This is a genomic window from Peptoniphilus indolicus (genome assembly GCF_900454665.1).
Lineage (GTDB): Bacteria > Bacillota > Clostridia > Tissierellales > Peptoniphilaceae > Peptoniphilus > Peptoniphilus indolicus.
This window is the reverse complement of sequence record NZ_UGTH01000001.1, coordinates 2,118,837-2,136,907: the sequence shown is the minus strand read 5'-3', so window position 1 is coordinate 2,136,907 and position 18,071 is coordinate 2,118,837. Positions and strand designations below refer to the sequence as shown.

The 18,071-nt window shown below is 32.0% G+C and carries 19 protein-coding genes; 18 read left to right on the top strand and 1 reads right to left on the bottom strand.

The features are described 5' to 3' along the window. The first annotated feature begins 10 nt into the window (after window positions 1–10). The 11 genes from DYE58_RS10380 (at window position 11) to DYE58_RS10335 (ending at window position 7,693) form a co-directional block, all read left to right on the top strand. Window positions 11–739: an ABC transporter ATP-binding protein gene (locus DYE58_RS10380; RefSeq protein ID WP_023056447.1), complete on the top strand. Its 729-nt coding sequence runs from the start codon at window positions 11–13 to the stop codon at window positions 737–739. Continuing rightward, entirely contained in the window at window positions 714–2,270 is a 1,557-nt protein-coding gene (locus tag DYE58_RS10375; protein ID WP_004823281.1) for a hypothetical protein, read from the top strand. The genes DYE58_RS10380 and DYE58_RS10375 overlap by 26 nt, the downstream gene beginning before the upstream one ends. A 95-nt stretch (window positions 2,271–2,365) precedes the next feature. Then, window positions 2,366–2,623 carry a metalloregulator ArsR/SmtB family transcription factor gene (locus tag DYE58_RS10370; RefSeq protein WP_023056444.1) on the top strand — a complete coding sequence of 86 codons (258 nt, stop codon included), beginning with the start codon at window positions 2,366–2,368 and terminating at the stop codon, window positions 2,621–2,623. Between the two features lie 40 nt (window positions 2,624–2,663). Continuing rightward, a complete protein-coding gene (locus tag DYE58_RS10365) occupies window positions 2,664–2,882 on the top strand; it encodes a DUF1648 domain-containing protein (protein WP_002838519.1) in 219 nt (72 codons plus the stop codon). Continuing rightward, window positions 2,879–3,220, top strand: a complete 342-nt coding sequence (locus tag DYE58_RS10360) for a GntR family transcriptional regulator (protein ID WP_004822894.1) — start codon at window positions 2,879–2,881, stop codon at window positions 3,218–3,220. Before DYE58_RS10365 ends, DYE58_RS10360 begins: the two co-directional genes overlap by 4 nt. Before the next feature lie 529 nt (window positions 3,221–3,749). Continuing rightward, a complete protein-coding gene (locus DYE58_RS10355; RefSeq protein WP_040553060.1) occupies window positions 3,750–4,160 on the top strand; it encodes an RNA polymerase sigma factor in 411 nt (136 codons plus the stop codon). Between the two features lie 482 nt (window positions 4,161–4,642). Then, a complete protein-coding gene (locus DYE58_RS10350) occupies window positions 4,643–4,873 on the top strand; it encodes a DUF6870 family protein (RefSeq protein WP_004822890.1) in 231 nt (76 codons plus the stop codon). A 143-nt stretch (window positions 4,874–5,016) separates the two neighbouring features. Continuing rightward, window positions 5,017–6,678: a recombinase family protein gene (locus tag DYE58_RS10345; protein ID WP_004822888.1), complete on the top strand. Its 1,662-nt coding sequence runs from the start codon at window positions 5,017–5,019 to the stop codon at window positions 6,676–6,678. Beyond that, on the top strand, window positions 6,679–7,125 hold the full coding sequence (locus DYE58_RS10340; RefSeq protein ID WP_245946093.1) for a recombinase family protein: 447 nt from the start codon (window positions 6,679–6,681) through the stop codon (window positions 7,123–7,125). A 137-nt stretch (window positions 7,126–7,262) separates the two neighbouring features. Beyond that, window positions 7,263–7,430, top strand: coding sequence for a hypothetical protein (locus tag DYE58_RS11085; RefSeq protein ID WP_172463333.1), 168 nt, complete (start codon window positions 7,263–7,265; stop codon window positions 7,428–7,430). A 29-nt stretch (window positions 7,431–7,459) separates the two neighbouring features. Beyond that, window positions 7,460–7,693 (top strand): transposase, encoded by a 234-nt coding sequence (locus DYE58_RS10335; protein WP_156792645.1) that lies wholly within the window; start codon window positions 7,460–7,462, stop codon window positions 7,691–7,693. A 182-nt stretch (window positions 7,694–7,875) separates the two neighbouring features. Here the strand turns inward: DYE58_RS10335 and DYE58_RS10330 are convergent, their stop codons facing one another. After that, entirely contained in the window at window positions 7,876–10,227 is a 2,352-nt protein-coding gene (locus tag DYE58_RS10330) for a bifunctional dihydroorotate dehydrogenase B NAD binding subunit/NADPH-dependent glutamate synthase (RefSeq protein WP_004822881.1), read from the bottom strand. 1,365 nt (window positions 10,228–11,592) lie between these two features. Here DYE58_RS10330 and DYE58_RS10320 point away from each other — a divergent pair. From DYE58_RS10320 to DYE58_RS10290, 7 genes are all read left to right on the top strand, one after another. After that, window positions 11,593–11,946, top strand: coding sequence for an Asp23/Gls24 family envelope stress response protein (locus tag DYE58_RS10320; RefSeq protein ID WP_004822875.1), 354 nt, complete (start codon window positions 11,593–11,595; stop codon window positions 11,944–11,946). A 13-nt stretch (window positions 11,947–11,959) separates the two neighbouring features. After that, on the top strand, window positions 11,960–13,609 hold the full coding sequence (locus DYE58_RS10315) for a DAK2 domain-containing protein (protein WP_004822872.1): 1,650 nt from the start codon (window positions 11,960–11,962) through the stop codon (window positions 13,607–13,609). Between the two features lie 35 nt (window positions 13,610–13,644). Next, a complete protein-coding gene (gene recG, locus DYE58_RS10310) occupies window positions 13,645–15,678 on the top strand; it encodes an ATP-dependent DNA helicase RecG (RefSeq protein ID WP_004822871.1) in 2,034 nt (677 codons plus the stop codon). Between the two features lie 51 nt (window positions 15,679–15,729). Next, window positions 15,730–16,266 carry a 16S rRNA (guanine(966)-N(2))-methyltransferase RsmD gene (gene rsmD / locus DYE58_RS10305; RefSeq protein ID WP_040553028.1) on the top strand — a complete coding sequence of 179 codons (537 nt, stop codon included), beginning with the start codon at window positions 15,730–15,732 and terminating at the stop codon, window positions 16,264–16,266. Then, entirely contained in the window at window positions 16,263–16,745 is a 483-nt protein-coding gene (coaD, locus tag DYE58_RS10300) for a pantetheine-phosphate adenylyltransferase (RefSeq protein WP_004822867.1), read from the top strand. Before rsmD ends, coaD begins: the two co-directional genes overlap by 4 nt. Beyond that, window positions 16,742–17,182, top strand: coding sequence for a hypothetical protein (locus tag DYE58_RS10295; protein ID WP_004822866.1), 441 nt, complete (start codon window positions 16,742–16,744; stop codon window positions 17,180–17,182). Before coaD ends, DYE58_RS10295 begins: the two co-directional genes overlap by 4 nt. 102 nt (window positions 17,183–17,284) lie before the next feature. Continuing rightward, complete coding sequence (locus DYE58_RS10290; RefSeq protein WP_004822863.1) at window positions 17,285–17,821, top strand: hypothetical protein; 537 nt, start codon at window positions 17,285–17,287, stop codon at window positions 17,819–17,821. The last annotated feature ends 250 nt before the right edge of the window (window positions 17,822–18,071 follow it).

Sequence of the window (18,071 nt, the reverse complement as noted above, 5' to 3'; positions counted from 1 at the left end):
GGCGGAAATTATGTTAGAGATAAAGAATCTTAGTAAATTCTATGGAAACAAAAAGGCTGTTGAAAACTTATCCATTTCAGTACAGTCTGGAGATATTTATGGATTCATTGGTGCAAATGGAGCCGGAAAAACTACAACGATAAAAGCGGTAGTTGGGATTCATGATTTTGAGAATGGAAGTATAACGATTGACGGGCATTCCATTAAAGAGGAGCCTGTTATTTGTAAAAAAATGATGGCATACATTCCGGATAATCCAGATTTATATGAACATCTGACAGGATTTCAGTACATCAATTTTATTGCTGATTTATTTGAAGTTTCTACTGAGATACGCAGAGAAAGAATTCAGAGATACGGCGATTTATTTGAAATGACGAAACATTTTTCGGGGATGATATCTTCGTATTCACATGGCATGAAGCAAAGAACGGCGATTATTTCTGCATTGGTGCATTCTCCAAAGTTACTAATTTTAGATGAACCTTTTGTTGGACTTGATCCGAAAGCAACTTTTCTACTAAAGAAAATAATGCACGAATGCGTATCAGATGGAGGAGCTATTTTCTTTTCAACACATGTATTGGATGTTGCAGAAAAATTATGTAACAAAATTGCAATTATAAAAAATGGAAAGTTAATAGCGAGCGGAAATACAGAAGAAGTCAAAGGGAATAAATCTTTGGAGACTTTTTTCATGGAGGTGCAGGATAATGAGCAAAATTTGGATACTAATTAAAGCACAATTAATGAATTTCTTTCCAATCAACGAAATGAGAGAGCCGGGAAATAAAAAACAAAGTTCAATTGTTATTGCAAGTTTTGGAATAATAACTCTTGCCATATTTTTCTTTTTTTATAACATCATAACAGCTAAAACATTGGTACAAGTGGGACAGCAGGAATTGATACCGGCATATATGGTGTCGGTATCAAGCCTTGCAATATTATTTTTGACAATATTTTATTCGAATGGGATTTTATTTGGCAGTCGTGATATGGAAAATCTTTTGTCGTTGCCTGTAAAAAGTTCGGATATTATAAGCAGCAAGTTTATGTTTATGTATTTATTGAATTTTTTAATGGGATTGATGTTTATGCTTCCGGGAGGAATTGTTTGGGTGTTAAACGGAAGTTTAAATGTATTACAGATTATATTGTATTTTACTTCCATAATTTTTGTTCCGTTGATACCTATGTGTATAGCAGCATGTATGGGAATCGTTATTGTTGTTGCTTCATCTTTCTTTAAGAGAAAAAATGTTATTGCTTTAATTTTTTCATTTGCAATGATAGGGATAATTGGATATATTGCAGTGTCAGCTATGAAATCAGGTAATGAAAATAGTATTGGGATTATGCTTTCTAAGCAAATTACCGGATTGTACCCACTATCTAAGCTATTTATGGAATACTATAATTTTCCAATGTACATTGGAGTAGGATTATTTATTGTTCTCTCAATAGTATTTTTTTATATATTTGCCAAAATGGTTTCATTGAAGTATGGATTGCTTAATACTCTTGCTAAAACAACAAAAAGATATTCCGACAACAAAAATTCGAATAATAGAAAATCAGTATTTTTTGCCCTATATAAAAAAGAAATGGGACGGTTTCTAAACTCATATATGGCAGTGTTGAATGCAGGTCTTGGTGTAATACTTTTATGTGTTTTTAGTATATTTCTTCTTTTTAATTCTTTACAACAAATAGGAGAATATTCGGGAATCGAAAATATTAATGAATATCTTTCGAATTTTGCTCCAATGTGTATTGCTTCAATGTTTTTACTTAGTTGTCCGGCAGCGTTTTCCATATCTTTAGAAGGTAAAAATGTTTGGATTTTGCAAAGTTCTCCTATTCGGGTAAAAACGATTTTGAATTCTAAGATTGCAGTAAATCTTACGCTTCATTTAATTGGATATATTATTTCTGTGTTTATATTTTTGGTAAAGCTTGATATGGATATTATTCAAACTATCAGCTTAATAATTGTTCCTATTTGTTATTCCATTTTTATAACAGTGATTGGAATTTCTTTGAATAAAAAATTCCCTAACTTTGAATGGGAAAGTGAGATGATGATAGTAAAACAGAGTATGCCTGTTATTGTATCTGCAATTATTGGAATGGCTGCATTAGTTATACCAATTCTTTTCCATTGGTTTTTGCATTTTTCTATAGTACCTACATTATTGGGAGTAGCACTTATTTTGCTCGTTATTGCGGGTGGCGTTTATATAAAAACTTGTAGATTAAATTTTTAGTTTAAGGAGGAGATGTTCTATGAAAAAAATTATTAAAAGATATAATGGTGTTTATTTCAATATTAAGTTTATTTGCAATATTTCAGGAATAAAAGATGATAGATTTAGTTAGAATATTTGATTCCCTATCAAATCCCATTAGAATGGATATTTTATTAATTATTTCTAATAAAAATTTAACTGCTGGAGAAATAGCAAGTCATTTTAAATTAGAAAAAGCAACTATATCTTATCATCTATCTTTATTAAAAAAGAGTAAATTAATTACCGACAGTAGATATAAAAATTATATCTATTATTCAATTAATAGGGATACATTTGTAGAAGTTATAAGGTGGTTAGATAAATTTTAGGAAAATAGAAAGCTATTGACAAATAGAAAGGAGATTTGCCATGAAAAAAAGATTTTTGAAAGATGTATTAGTGCTGATAGGAATGATGTTTGTAATATTTATTATTTGCATATTTCTTCCAGAGAAAATTCCTGTTCATTTCAATGCAAAAGGAACCCCTGATATGTTTGCTAATAAATATTATCTTCTATTCGCTACAGTTATTCCATACTCTGCATATTGGAAATTTGTACGAGGAAGGAAAAATAAAAACGAATGAAAATATATCCATATTTACAAATTGCATCAGTGTTAAGAGCGACTATTTTAAGAGGAGATTATGCTCCGGGACAACGGATGCCGCCTATAAGAGCTTTAGCACAGAGGGAGGGATGTAATCCTGCAACAGTTCAAAAAGCGTTAAAAGTTCTTGAGAAGCAGGGTTTTATTGTTAGTCGAGGAAGTAAAGGATATTTTGTTATTGAAAGTGAACAGAAAATAATTGAGTTAAGAAATCAGGATTTGAACACGCTAACAAAAATGTTTTTGGAAAAACTGTATGAGTTAGGATTTTCGAATGCTGAGATTGTCAAATTATTTGATAGAATAGACACTTAAAAAAATCAATTATGCAAGAAGGAGATAGAGATTTTGGCTATTTAGATTATAGATAAAACGGAGGAAATAAACATGGAGAAATCTAAGCATATAGTGTTAAAAATACCAAAAAAACAAAAAACTTCCCTTTTTTATAATCTTTATAGCAGATTATTGTTTCATATGCAAACTGAAACAATCAAGTGCAGTTAGTAAAATACTTTTAATTTTCTGTTTTAGAGGACTTCGTATGCCTAAGTGTAGAAGTCTTCCTTTTTTTGCCTGAAAAACAGTCAGTCAAAAGAAACGGAGGAAATAAACATGGAGAAATCTAAGCATATAGTGTTAAAAATACCAAAAAAACAAAAAACTTCCCTTTTTTATAATCTTTATAGCAGATTATTGTTTCATATGCAAACTGAAACAATCAAGTGCAGTTAGTAAAATACTTTTAATTTTCTGTTTTAGAGGACTTCGTATGCCTAAGTGTAGAAGTCCTCCTTTTTTTTGCCTGAAAAACAGTCAGTCAAAAGAAACGGAGGACTTCAAAATGAAAAAAGAATATTATCTATATGTAGGCGGACAAAAGGTCAAAGTCAGTGAGGATATTTACAAAGTCTACTGGCGGGAAAGAGAACATGAAAAGTATTTAGAGCAGGTGGACAGAAAAAACCACTTGCTCTTTTTTTCGTCCTTAGATCAGGATGGACATTTTGCAGAGAATATCATTGATGAAAGCGTTGATGTCGAAAAGATTGTGGAAACACAGATGATGATTGAAACCGTCAGAAACGCTATATCAAAGCTCAATGCAGAAGAAAGGGACATCATAGAGCGGTTGTACTTTCAGGATGAAACCGTTCGCTCGGTAGCAAGGCTAAAAAGTATCACACACCCGGCTTTGATTAAGAAAAGAAACAAAATCTTAGCGAAGCTGAAGAAATTTATCGAAGAAATTTAGAATTTCGGTAACCAAAGGGGTCAAATTTTCCTTATATAAAGTGAAGGGGAGTTTGACCTCTTTTACTTTCTTGAAGAAGAGAATGCCGGTTAAGGCGAATTGGAAGATAAAAAGAAAGTTCCCTTTCTGGTATTTGTACTTTGACAACTGAATAGACCAAGGTAGGACTTTATCTACTTATGGAGGATTATGACTTACGCCATGACCTTTTTGCTGAAGCGAGATGTTTTCACAAGTATTTATCGCAGTTCGTTTCGGTTTGGATGAATACCATTGTATATGAGGATATAAAAAAGCGAGCGAGAAATAAGAATACATAAAAAACAGAGGTGGCAATCTGTTCGTTGAAATAAGTAGTGATAATGATACTTCAATAGTTTATGCCGGCTCGTCTGGAAGAAGAGGCGGAGGTGAGATTCCTATGTTGTCAGCCAAGACACCTACCAATGTCATAAAACTTAAAATGAAGAAAGGAGTTTTTTATGGACACAGAAGAATTGACAAGATACAAAAATGTGTCGGTGGATGAGATTGATCAAAGACTCGTTCCGGACATTGAAGATATAAAGAACAAGAAGAATATGGATCCGCTTTCCATGTATTTTATGAAAGTCGGAAATGTTATCGTCAAATGCAGTTATGCAGGAAACGGAAGAAGTTTAGCGGATTGCTTTTTGTCCTATTTAGAAAAGAAAGCGATGCTGCTTGATTAAAAATATGATAAAAGAGGAAGACTTTTTTCGAATTTATGGTATAATACGAATCAAATAGGGATACAACTTAAATAAGTGCTTGAAAAGACTCCAAGTTATCATATTTCTCTTGAAAAAGAATATGAAAGTTTGGAGGTTTTGTTATGTCTAAAAGAATTTCAGATACCTATCGGGTAGCCATGTATCTTCGGCTATCTCAGGATGATGAAAAATACGATAAAGATTTCAAGGCGGAAAGCAACAGTATTTTCAATCAAAAACTTCAGATCCAAGATTACATTGATAAAAACGAGGAGATGGAGCTTGCAGGCGAATATGTGGATGACGGATATTCAGGAATCAATTTTGAACGACCGGCATTTAAAGAAATGATGGAGGATGTAATCACAGGCAGTATCAACTGCATTGTGGTAAAAGACTTATCCCGTTTTGGCAGAGATTATATTGACAGCGGAAGATATTTGCAAAGAGTGTTCCCCTCTCTTGACATCAGGTTTATTGCCTTAAATGACAATTATGACAGCTTCACAGCCAGTGAAACGGAAAAGAATCTGGTGATTCCTTTCAAGAATTTCATCAACGACAACTATTGCAGGGATACCTCCGCAAAGGTCAGAAGTGTTTGTAAAGTAAAGAGAAAACAAGGACAGTTTATATCAAACTATGCTCCTTACGGTTATGAGAAAGATGAAGAAGATAAGCACAAAATAGTAATTGATAAAGAAGTGGAAGATGTGGTGCGAAAAATCTTCTCCATGAAACTGGAAGGATATAGTTCCTACTCGATTGCCAAACACTTAGACGATAATGGAATCCCCTCACCGATGGAGCATAAAAAGGCAAAGGGAATAAGGTATAAGACAGGCTTCAGCACAAAGGCGTTTGCCAAGTGGGATACGCCTGTGGTCAATCGCATTTTAACCAATGAGGTCTATATTGGAACACTTCAACAGGGAAAACGAGAAAAAATCAATTATAAGCTGGATAAAGTGGTTTCCAAAGATAAAAGCGATTGGATTGAAATTGAAGATAACCATGAAGCGATTATTGATTCCCATGATTTTGAAATCGTTCAAAAACTTCTGAAATGCGACATTAAGGCGAAAACGGTCGGAGAAAAAGCGGATTTGTTTTCCGGACTTCTCTTTTGCAAAGACTGCAACGCTCAGATGACAAAGAAAGTCGATAAACGAGGGAAAACACCGACGGTATATTATATTTGCTCCTCATACAATAAGGGGCAGGATTGCAGCAGGCACTCCATAAAGCAAGAAGAATTGCAAAGGACAGTGCTTGAAATGATTCGTCATTATATTCAGTATCTTGGGGAATACGAAAGTGTTTCAGAGAAAATCAAAGAGATGGAAGTATCCTATGAACTGTTTCAAAAAATAGATAAAAGACAGGAATATACCAAGAAAAGCAAGGCGAAATTTGAGCTTTTAAAATCTTCCCTTTATCAAGACCTGAAGGAAGGCATTATTGCGGAAGAAGAATTTTATGATATGAGAGAGTTTTACACGAATCGTATCGTAGAAAGTGAGTTGATTTTAGAAAAGCAGAGCAAAGAAATTGCAAGGCTCTACAAAAAGAGTTTGGGTAATCAGAATTTCATTGCAGACATTAAAAAGTATCAAAACATCGGTACGTTAGAAAGAGGACTTCTCGTTCGACTCGTCGATAAAATCTATGTTTCGGAAGATAAGAAGATAGAAATTCAGTTTAACTATGATGAAACGATCGAGATTCTGGATAAGTTAAGCAGCTATACCGCTCAAACTCCTGAAATCAGGGAGGTGGTATAGATGGCAAGAACAGCAAATAGAAGAATGAAGTCGGAAGAACAACTGATAAACAAAGAAAGTATAAACAGCTTTCAAACGGCAATCTATGCAAGAACCTCAAGGGATAAGAAAGAGAAACCAAGCGACTCCATTGAAAATCAAATTGCTCTTTGCGAGAGCTTCATTCAAAAAAGTGAGGATTTCAGTTTAGCAGGAATCTATAAAGATATTGCAAAGACGGGAACGGACTTTGAACGACCGGACTTTGAAAACTTGATGGATGAAGTACGAATGGGGAAAGTCAACTGCATTGTTGTAAAAGACCTATCGAGGTTTGGAAGAAACTATACCGAACTTTGTAAATGTCAATATAAGAATGTACATTTTTGCTCAAATAATAATGTACATTTTCTTATTCCTCCTTATATATTCTCTTTTGTTATTAGTTTTTTTGAGTTCTACTTCTAATTCTTGAATTTGTTTTTGTATATCTTTCATAATATTATTATACTACATTAAATCACACAATTGTATCTATTGTTTAACGGATATTAGTATTAAAAGGATTTCTAATATAGAGAGGATGAGTGTTAAGTTTTTTGTAAGTGATATGTCTAATATTTTTAAATCTGTTAGGGATAGGTTCTTTAGAAGTTCGATTCATATTATTGATAGGTATCATTGTTTCTTGGGCTTTGGAGAATGTTAGAAAGAGGATTCAAAGGGATGTTTCTTCTAAGCTTAGGGTGTTTTTAAGAGAAGCAAGAGTTTAGTTACAAAGCCTTCTTCTATGCTTAGTTCTATGCAGGCTAGTGAGGTTTCTTTAATGCTTGGGTTAAGTGAGGATTTAAGGTTAGCTTATCAATTAAAAGAGTTGTTCTACCAATATGTTCTTATTCAGCCTAATAAAAAGATGGCAAGTAAATGTTTGAGTGAGTGGATAAGAAGGGCTAAGGAGTCCGGTTTAAAGGAATTTAGTTCTTGTATTACTGCTTTTAATAATTGGTTTGATGAGATGAGAGGCTCGAATTATTGAGCCTCCCCAATGTTTGACATAGGATCTATAAAAATTGTATTGTATTCATCTCTCTGGTACAACTTTTTGGGATTACTCTAGTTTTTAATGTTATCCTATCAGGAATAGTTTTTAAAACAAATTTTTTAGTATTCTCAAAAGTGATGAGCAGAATAAAATTATCTATTTTGTAAGATCAGCCTTTAGTTATTTTTATTTCTTATATATTTATCAATTGCCGCTGCAGCATCTTTTCCAGCTCCCATTGCAAGGATAACTGTAGCCGAACCAGTTACAGCGTCTCCACCGGCAAAAATTTCTGGTCTTGAAGTTTGACCATCTTCGTTAGCTACAATTCCGCCCCATTTGCTAGTTTCTAAGTTATCTGTAGTAGAAGCTATTAGAGGATTTGGATTTGTACCAAGTGCCATGATAACTGTTTGGTATTCAGTTTCGTATTCTGAACCTTTAATAGTTACAGGTTTTCTTCTACCTGATTCATCTGGTTCACCAAGTTCATTTTGAACATTTACAAGGCCACGAACCCAACCATTTTCTGTTCCAAGTATTTCAACTGGAGCAGTTAGCATTTTAAAGTTTATTCCTTCTTCTTTTGCGTGATGAACTTCTTCAACTCTTGCTGGGAGTTCTTCTTCAGTTCTTCTGTATACAATGTCAACTTCTGCACCAAGTCTTCTTGCAACTCTTGCAGCATCCATTGCAACATTACCGCCACCTATAACGGCAACTTTTTTACCAAGTACAACTGGAGTATCATATTCACTTTCAAAAGATCTCATAAGATTATTTCTAGTCAAGAATTCATTTGCAGAATAAACACCATTTAAATTTTCACCAGGAATATTCATAAATCTTGGAAGTCCGGCTCCTGAGCCTATAAATATTGCCTCAAAACCTTCTTCATCGATTAATGAATCGATTGTCACAGTTCTTCCAACGACGATGTCGTTTTCAATTTTAACGCCAATTTTGATTAAATTTTCAACTTCGTGTTTTACTATTTCATCAGGAAGTCTAAATTCAGGAATGCCATATACTAGAACTCCACCGCTTTGGTGCAAGGCTTCGAATATAGTTACGTCGTATCCCATCTTAGCAAGTTCTCCTGCACAAGAGATACCAGCAGGGCCACAACCAATTATTGCAACTTTATGTCCATTTGATCTTGGCTTTTCAGAAAGAGTTACGTTGTTATTTCTTGCGTAGTCAGCTGCAAATCTTTCAAGCTTTCCAATTGCAACGGCATCACCTTTATTTGTAAGGATACATCTTTGCTCGCATTGAGTTTCTTGTGGACAAACTCTACCACATACTGCAGGTAGTGCTGTATAAAGTGACAATACTTTTGCTGATTGTTCAAAGTTTTGGTTTGCAATTTCTTTTATAAAACCTGGAATATCAATTGATACAGGACATCCGCCAACGCATAGAGGTTTTTTACAGTTTAAACATCTCTTAGCTTCAATTACAGCTTCTTCTTCTGTATATCCAAGACAAACTTCTTCAAAGTTTTTACTTCTGATTTCAGGGTCTTGATTTGAGATAGGAGTTCTTGTAAATCTATCAAATTTTTCATTTTTTGCAATTTCATCAATTGATTTATTGCCTTCACCATTTAAGCTTTTCTCTAAATCGTGAAGAATTTCTTTGTGTTGTTTAGCAATAGCTATATCAATATTACAGTCGTGGTCTTTTTTCTTTAAGTCTAGGTAGTTTTCAGTGTTATCTGCGAATTGTCTTTGTCTTGCAATAGCAGAGTCGAAATCAACTAAGTGACCGTCAAATTCAGGGCCTTCAACACATGCGAATTTCATAACTCCATCAACAGCAACTCTACAAGCTCCGCACATACCTGTACCATCAACCATAATAGGGTTTAATGAAACAATAGTAGGAAGTTCATATTTTTTAGTTGTAAGGCATACGAATTTCATCATTATCATTGGTCCGATAGAAACACATTGGTCATACTTTTTATTTTCATTTTCAATTAAGTCTACAATTTTATCTGTTACTAGACCTTTGAATCCGTAGCTACCATCATCAGTACATATGTATAGATTGTCACATACAGAATCAAGTTCTTTTTCAAGAATTACAAATTCTTCATTCTTAGCACCTATGATTACATCAACTGGAACACCATGCTCATGTAGCCATTTTGCTTGAGGATAAACTGGAGCAGTACCAACACCACCAGCTACCATAAGATATTTTTTAGATTTAAGTTCTTCTAAATCTTCTTTTAAAAATTCTGAAGGAACACCTAATGGTCCAACGAAATCTTTTAGGACAGCACCTTCTTCAAGGGCACAAAGTTTTTGAGTAGATGGTCCTGAAGCTTGAACTACAATTTGAACACTTCCACGTTGCATATCGTAATCAGATATTGTTAGTGGAATTCTTTCTGAGTATTGATCTGTGATGACTATTATAAACTGTCCAGGTTGAGCTGATGCGGCAACTCTTGGAGCATATACATCCATTAAGTAAATGTTAGGAGCTAAAAGCTCTTTTCGCATTATTTTATACATAAAACACCTCTTTTAAAAATTAGACTATTATATTATACTTCTTAGAATTTTAAATAACAATCAATATAGCTAAAAACCTATAAAAATATATACTATTACAATAGATGTGAGACCAAATAAAATAAAAATAGAGAGATATCCTATATAATTAAATTAACTAAAATTAAAGAAAAGTATACTTCCTATGAATACAATTATACAAAAAATAAAGATATTTGCTGCATACTGTAGATACAAGATATTATGTTGTTAAATCTTATAGGAGTGGATATGCTCTATGTTTTGCATTAAGAATACATAAAGTTTTAAACATCTTTAAATGAGATGGAATAAAAAACTTGATGGAAGAAAAAAATCTCTTAAAGATAAGTCCAATAGACCCTTAAGTAAGATACTAATGTTCATAATTATTAGGAAATTTTATTGATATTATAGATAAGGTCTTTTTACTAAAAGAAATCCTAATATTTCTATGATAAAACTGTATGAAAAGCTTAAGAAAGGATATAAAAGAAATCCTTGTTCTTTGTTTAGGGGATTAAGAAAGCTTGGATGTTTTAAAGATAATGAAAAAATATATCCTTAAGCATTGTGACACACCTAAAAAACCTTATATTCCTACACATCTAAACAGCTTGGTAAAAAGTGGTAATTAGATGTTAAATATTTTCCTAAAAATGTTATGTTGATGGAATTGCTGATAAATTTACCAAGATATGATAATAGATGATATAAGTTGTGAAAAATTCATATATCCAATTAAGGAGTCGTCTTCATATTAAACTGTAGAATTTGTAAAAATTGCTATTAGTTATTTTGGATATTATCCTGAAATAATACAAACAGATAACGGATTTGAATTTACTCATTTTAAGGAAGCAAAAAGAATAAATTCATTTAATATGCTATGTAGTGAATTAGGTATAAAATTTCAAATAATAAGATCTAGGACACCAAGAAATAATGGAAAAGTCGAAAGAAATTATAAGAATTATAATGAAAGATTTTATAAATATTTATATTTCTATAGTTACTATGATCTAAATCTTCAAATGAAAAGATAATTGTATAGATCTAATAGGCTTAAAGTGCAGATTTTAAATTAGATTAGTCCTGTTGAAAAAAGAAATATATTATTGTGGCTATCTCCCAATAATATATTAACATATGTGATATTTATTTTTTTGCTTTTGCTATTATATCATCTATAAATTTACAAAAATAAATAATTGAAATTTATATTCAAGATTAGTTAACAAATATTAATAAATTACAGATATATTCTATTAAGAGTTTTAGAAAGTTTCAATTAATGGTATAATTATAAAGATAATTAGACAATTAAAGTGTCATAGGAGGTGCTCTATGTCTGCAAATATAAATACTGATTTAGGTAATATTGTGATAGAAAATAATGTTATAGCGCATATAGCGGGTATATCTGCTATGGAATCATACGGGATAGTTGGTATGGCGTCTAAAAATGCGGCAGATGGGTTATTACAAATTTTAAAACTTGATAATTTATCTAAAGGTATTCAGGTTAATTCAGAAAATGGAATGATTAATATTACACTACATGTTGTTTTAGAATATGGTGTGAGAATTTCTACGGTTGGAAATAATATTATAGATAGAGTAAAATTTAATGTTGAAAATTTAACAGGACTTACAGTTGATAAAATAGAAGTCTTAGTTGAAGGAATAAGGACAGAGTAGGGGGAACAGTGTAGTGAAGATTGAAAATTTAAATGGGGAATTGATGTCTCGTGCAATAAATGGGGCAGTCAATTATCTTATTATAAATAAGGAAGAAGTAAATTCCTTAAATGTGTTCCCAGTTCCTGACGGAGATACAGGCACTAATATGTCTCTTACTTCAAAATCGGCGTTAAAACAAGTCCAATCTGTTGAAGACTTAACTGCCTACAATGTTTCAAAGGCAGCTGCGAGAGGCTCGCTTATGGGAGCTAGAGGCAATTCTGGAGTAATACTTTCTCAATTTTTAAGAGGTTTTTCAGAAGGCTGTGAAGGAAAAGAAACTTTAGATATTCAAGAGTTAGCACAAGCTCTGAAAAAAGCATCTGAAACAACTTATAATGCTGTAATGAAACCTACAGAAGGTACTATTTTAACAGTTGGTAGAGAACTTTCTGATTTTGCAATAAAAAATTACAGAAAGTATGATGATATTTTAGAATTTTTAAAAGATATTATAGAGGCGGCAAATGTATCACTTTCTAAGACTCCTGAAAAGCTTCAAGTTTTAAAGGAAGCCGGAGTTGTTGATGCCGGAGGAAAAGGGCTTTGCGTTCTCATGGAAGGTGCATATAAGGCGTTATTAGGCGAAGAAATAGTTTCTGAAGATGATGACGTACTAAACAAGAAAAAACAAAAAGAAGTACACTTGGGAAAAGCTGATGAAAATATTGAGTTTGGATATTGTACTGAATTTATAATAAATACTGAGTATGAAGATTTAGAAGCTTTTAAATCTAAATTATCTCCATTGGGAGATTGCCTATTGGTAGTTGGCGGAAGTGGCACAGGCCTTATAAAAGTGCACGTTCATACCAATAACCCTGGTAAAGCTCTTCAATACGGGATTGAACTTGGAGATTTACAAGATATAAAAATAGATAATATGAGATTCCAACATGAAGAAGTTTTATTTTCAAAAGAAGAGGTTGCTTCTACTAAAAAAGAGACTGAAGTAGTTGAAGAAAAAGAATATTCAATTGTATCTGTCTCAATGGGAAGTGGACTTTCTGAACTATTTGAATCAATTGGCGTGGACAAAATTGTTGAGGGTGGACAAACCATGAATCCTAGTACAGAAGATTTTGTAAATGCGGCAAATGATGTAGCAGGCAGAAATGTAATAATAGTTCCAAATAATTCGAATATAATTCTTGCGGCTGAACAAGCAGCTAAAATTAGTGAAAAGAATATAATTGTAATACCTTCAAAGACAATTCCTCAAGGAATAAGCGCAATTTTATCCTTTAGAGAAGACTTGAGTCCAGAAGAAAATAATGAAATTATGACAAATGCTATGTCTGATGTTATATCTGCGCAAGTTACTTATGCCGTTAGAGATACAAATATGAATGGCAAGGATATAAAAGTAGGAGATATAATTGGACTTAGTGGAAAGAATATAGTAGCTAGCGGAAAAGAAATTGAAGCTGTTACAAAAGATTTAATATCTGAGCTTATTGATGATGAACATTCAATTATAACTCTTTATGCCGGAGCAGATATTACAGAAGAAAAAGCAGAAGAATTAAGAGACAAACTAGAAGAAATATATGAAGAATGTGAAGTTGAATTAGTAAGAGGGGAACAACCTATTTATTATTATTTAATATCACTTGAGTAATTAGCCCCCATTAGTGGGGCTTTTTTAGGATAATTATGAATTTAAATACTAAACTTATAGAATTAAAAGGTATAGGACCAAAAAAACAAAAACTGTTTGAACAGTTGGGAATAAAAACTTTAGAAGATTTACTTGAAAATTCTCCAAGAGATTACGAAAATCGAGCTAATTTCAAAAAACTTAGAGCAGCTAATGACGGTGAAAAGGCTACTTTTATAGTAACTGTAAAGGCAATTGTAGATGATAGATATGTAAAAAGAAAAATGCATATGTTGACCTTTGTCGTTGAAGATAGTTCAGGGGAAGCGAAAATAACTTTTTTTAATTCACCATTTTTAAAAAAGAGTATAAGAATAGGCGAAGAATATTTAGTGTATGGAAAAGTTGGTTTTTTCAAAAATACAGTACAAATAAGCTCTCCTAAGATGGAACTTAAACGAACAGCTAATACTATTAGGAGTATAATACCTATTTACAATTTAACGAAAGGGATTAGCAATCAGGATATTTTAAACAATGTAAATAAAATAGTTGATTTGAATTTGTTTAATGAAATAATTCCAAGTAGGTTAATTGAGAAATACGGGTTAATGAATAAAAATGCGGCTATAAAACAAATACATTTTCCTGAAAATTTGACTAAGTTAGTAGCTGCAAGGCAACGATTATCGTATGAAGAGTTTTTATCTTTTCAATTAAAAATACTTTCACAAAAAATATACAGCGAAGAAATAGAAATAGAACCTTACAAGATTGATGAGAGGGTTACGGATTTTATAAATTCACTTTCATTTAAACTTACAGATGGTCAGAAAGAAGCCTTAGATGAAATATTTAACGATTTTAAATCCGGTAAAAAGATGAATAGATTACTTCAAGGTGACGTTGGCTCCGGTAAAACTATAGTTGCTATTATAAGCATGTATGTCGCGTGTATTAATGGCTATCAATCAACAATTATGGCCCCTACTGAAATATTGGCCAAACAGCATTTAGAATCTTTTAGAAGTTTATTTGACCCATTGGGAATAAAGGTTGAGTTGTTAGTAGGAAGTACTTCTACTAAAAACAGAAATAGAATTTTATCGGGAATAGCAAATGGAGAGATAGATATTTTAATAGGAACTCATGCGCTTATTGAAGATAATGTTGAGTTTTATAATTTGGGGCTTAATATAACCGACGAGCAACATAGATTTGGAGTAAGACAAAGAGAAAAACTAAATACAAAATCAGATACAAACCATGTTTTAGTTATGACTGCGACGCCTATTCCACGAACATTGGCTCTAGTATTGTATTCTGACTTGGATATTTCAACTATAAATACATTGCCTCCAAATAGAAAGCAGATAGAAACTACTGCAATTGGTGTTGGGATGCTTGAGAGAGCTCTAGATTTTATAAGGTCTGAAATTAATAAAGGTAGGCAAGCTTATATAGTATGTCCTCTAATCGAAGAGGGGGCGCTCAATTTGAACTCAGCAACGGATGTATACAATGATATAAAAGAACACTTTAAAGACGTTAGAGTGGGGCTTTTACATGGTAGAATGGCACCGGTCGAAAAAGAAAATATAATGTTGGAGTTTAAAGAGAGAAAACTTGATATATTAGTTTCGACTACTGTAATAGAGGTTGGTGTAAATGTTCCTAATGCAACAGTAATGTTGGTGTACAATGCAGAGAGATTTGGATTGGCGCAATTACATCAGCTAAGAGGAAGAGTTGGAAGAGGAGAGCATAAGAGTTATTGTATTTTATTTAATTCCTCACAGTCTGAAATTTCTTGGGAGAGAATGAAAGTAATGACTGATTCAACAGATGGCTTTTATATAGCAAATGAGGATCTTCGCTTAAGAGGTGGAGGAGACTTATTTGGTACTAGACAATCAGGACTTATGAATTTTAAATTTGCGGATATTATGAGAGACTATAAAATATTAAAAGTTGCTACAAACGATGCTAAAGAGATTTTGGGAATGGACCCTGAATTGAAATTAAAAGAGAATTTAATGCTAAAAAAAGAAATTGAAAAGTACTCTAAATCCTTTAAAATGCTTAATTAATAATTGTTATACACATTTAATTATGATAAAATATGTTTGTTTGGAGGAGCTATGAGAGTTATTTCAGGAAGTAAAAGAGGGTTAAAACTTCAAACTCCTATTGGATATGGAACAAGACCAACAGAGGACAGAGTCAAAGAAAATATATTTAATATTTTGGGACAGATGTTTTATGATGCGAAAGTGATGGATTTATTTTCAGGTACTGGGCAAATTGGGATTGAATTTTTATCTCGAGGAGCTAAGAGTGTAATATTTGTAGAAAAAGATAAAAAAGTACTTAAAGTTTTAAAAGAAAATTTGAATAAAGCTTCTTTTAAAGCGGAAATTCTTGAAAAAGATGCTTTACTTGCTCTAAATGGTGTTGGTAATAAGTTTGATTATATATATATGGACCCACCTTATGATGACAGTGAGTTGTATGATGAGGTTGCTGAATCAATATACAAATTAGATTTATTGGAAGAAGATGGAATTTTAGTTGTTGAGGAGAGGACTGAAGCGCAGCATGATTTCAGTGAATATTTTGAACTTATAAGAAATAAAAAGTACGGCTCGACAACTATTGAACTTTGGAGAAAGAGATGAAAGTCATATATGCGGGGAGTTTTGACCCTGTAACTAATGGGCATTTAGATATAATAAAGAGAGCTAAAGATATTTTTGGGGAAGTTATAGTAGCTGTTTTAAAAAATACAAAGAAAAATTCTCTATTTACGGTAGAGGAAAGGCTCGATTTATTGAGAGAAGTCCTAAAAGATGAAGATAATATAGAAATAGATTCTTTTGAAGGATTATTAGTAGACTATGCAAGATCTAAAAATTGTACTACAATTGTAAGAGGACTTAGATCAGCAGGCGACTATTTAAATGAATATAGTTTGGCAATGGCAAATATGCACTATAAAGATGGAGTAGAAACTGTATTTCTACTTGGGTCAAATACACACTTATTTGTAAGCTCAACTTTAGCGAAAGAAGTAGCCGTATTTGATGGAGATTTGTCGCTTTTTGTACCCGATATAGTGGGTAAAGCTATGAAAGAAAAATTAGGAGGCAAACAATGAATTTAATGGAATTAGTTGAAGAACTTGAAGATTTAATTGAAACTTCAAGCCAAATACCACTAACAGGTAAATTAATGTTGGACAGAGAAGAACTTCTTGAAGTAATCAACGAAATGAAAGCTCAAATCCCTACAGAAGTAAGGGAAGCTAAGCAAATTAGCTCAGAAAAAGATTTTATAATTGAAAATGCACAGGCAGAAGCTAACAGAATTATATCTGGAGCAAAAGCCCATGCAGAAGATATAATCTCACATGATGAATTAGTTATGCAAGCAAATGCAAGAGCAGATGAAATTTTAAGAAGTGCAAATGAAGAATCTAGTCAAATAAGAGAAGGCGCTAGAGATTATGCAGATGAGTTACTTGAAAACACTCAAGTTAATCTTTCAGAAATAATCAAAATGCTAAATGAAAATAGACAAGAGTTAAGAGGATAAGCACCTGAGCAGGTGCTTTTTTTATACCATTTTTTAGTTAGATTTAGAGATATGATATAAAAATGGAAAATAATATAATATTTTTAATAAGGAGAAAATATAATGAAAAGGACAGCAATTTTAATTACTGCTTTATGCTTTATATTCTTGAGATGTGGCAAAAGTTTTAATCCCTTCGTTAAAGTTAGCATTAGTGATAAAAATGGTGCAGATCAATATTTAGAAGTTGATAAATATGGTAAGAATAGAAAAATAAATGAATTTAAAGCGGATAATTCAAAGATATATAATTTAGATACTGTAGAAAGTTTTTTGCCTGAGATTGTAGACAATAAGGTAAAAAATATTTTAAAAGATATTGTTATAACAAATGAAAATGGAGAAAGAGTAAAAGATAACGATATATTGAATGCAATTATAAAGAAAGTCGCTGAAGATATTGAGCACAATATTATAAAATGTAAAATTATGGAAGATGAAAATGAATATTTTGTTTTTGTTGCTTTAAATGTCAATTGGGTTGATCCATGTTATCTTTATTATTATAATAAAGACATTGGAGAACTTTTAGAAATTATGGAAAGGAATAATGTTGAAGTTAATTACATAGAACTTTTACAAAAATATATAAATTTTTAGGGGAATATTATGATTATTACATTATTGTTTTCAATTATCATGATAAGGTTGCACTTGTTGTTATGGGCAGGAGTAGGCTTTATTTAAAACAAAAATTACTTTTCTTCTTTTTCAAAAAAAATTAGATGTGATTTAACCGAAAAAGATTTTACGGATAATATGTAATTGGTTGGACATGGTTATTACAGACATAATATTCTTATTTTTTTATTGTCTTGAATTTGTAATCTGGGTCTTGGTTTTTTGAATA

Excerpts from the sequence above, each read along its gene's own strand:
- DYE58_RS10380 (WP_023056447.1), top strand. The coding sequence starts at position 11 with ATGTTAGAGATAAAGAATCTTAGTAAATTCTATGGAAACAAAAAGGCT.
- DYE58_RS10375 (WP_004823281.1), top strand. The coding sequence starts at position 714 with ATGAGCAAAATTTGGATACTAATTAAAGCACAATTAATGAATTTCTTT.
- DYE58_RS10370 (WP_023056444.1), top strand. The coding sequence starts at position 2,366 with ATGATAGATTTAGTTAGAATATTTGATTCCCTATCAAATCCCATTAGA.
- DYE58_RS10365 (WP_002838519.1), top strand. The coding sequence starts at position 2,664 with ATGAAAAAAAGATTTTTGAAAGATGTATTAGTGCTGATAGGAATGATG.
- DYE58_RS10360 (WP_004822894.1), top strand. The coding sequence starts at position 2,879 with ATGAAAATATATCCATATTTACAAATTGCATCAGTGTTAAGAGCGACT.
- DYE58_RS10355 (WP_040553060.1), top strand. The coding sequence starts at position 3,750 with ATGAAAAAAGAATATTATCTATATGTAGGCGGACAAAAGGTCAAAGTC.
- DYE58_RS10350 (WP_004822890.1), top strand. The coding sequence starts at position 4,643 with ATGGACACAGAAGAATTGACAAGATACAAAAATGTGTCGGTGGATGAG.
- DYE58_RS10345 (WP_004822888.1), top strand. The coding sequence starts at position 5,017 with ATGTCTAAAAGAATTTCAGATACCTATCGGGTAGCCATGTATCTTCGG.
- DYE58_RS10340 (WP_245946093.1), top strand. The coding sequence starts at position 6,679 with ATGGCAAGAACAGCAAATAGAAGAATGAAGTCGGAAGAACAACTGATA.
- DYE58_RS10335 (WP_156792645.1), top strand. The coding sequence starts at position 7,460 with ATGCAGGCTAGTGAGGTTTCTTTAATGCTTGGGTTAAGTGAGGATTTA.
- DYE58_RS10330 (WP_004822881.1), bottom strand. The coding sequence starts at position 10,227 with ATGTATAAAATAATGCGAAAAGAGCTTTTAGCTCCTAACATTTACTTA.
- DYE58_RS10320 (WP_004822875.1), top strand. The coding sequence starts at position 11,593 with ATGTCTGCAAATATAAATACTGATTTAGGTAATATTGTGATAGAAAAT.
- recG (WP_004822871.1), top strand. The coding sequence starts at position 13,645 with ATGAATTTAAATACTAAACTTATAGAATTAAAAGGTATAGGACCAAAA.
- rsmD (WP_040553028.1), top strand. The coding sequence starts at position 15,730 with ATGAGAGTTATTTCAGGAAGTAAAAGAGGGTTAAAACTTCAAACTCCT.
- coaD (WP_004822867.1), top strand. The coding sequence starts at position 16,263 with ATGAAAGTCATATATGCGGGGAGTTTTGACCCTGTAACTAATGGGCAT.
- DYE58_RS10295 (WP_004822866.1), top strand. The coding sequence starts at position 16,742 with ATGAATTTAATGGAATTAGTTGAAGAACTTGAAGATTTAATTGAAACT.
- DYE58_RS10290 (WP_004822863.1), top strand. The coding sequence starts at position 17,285 with ATGAAAAGGACAGCAATTTTAATTACTGCTTTATGCTTTATATTCTTG.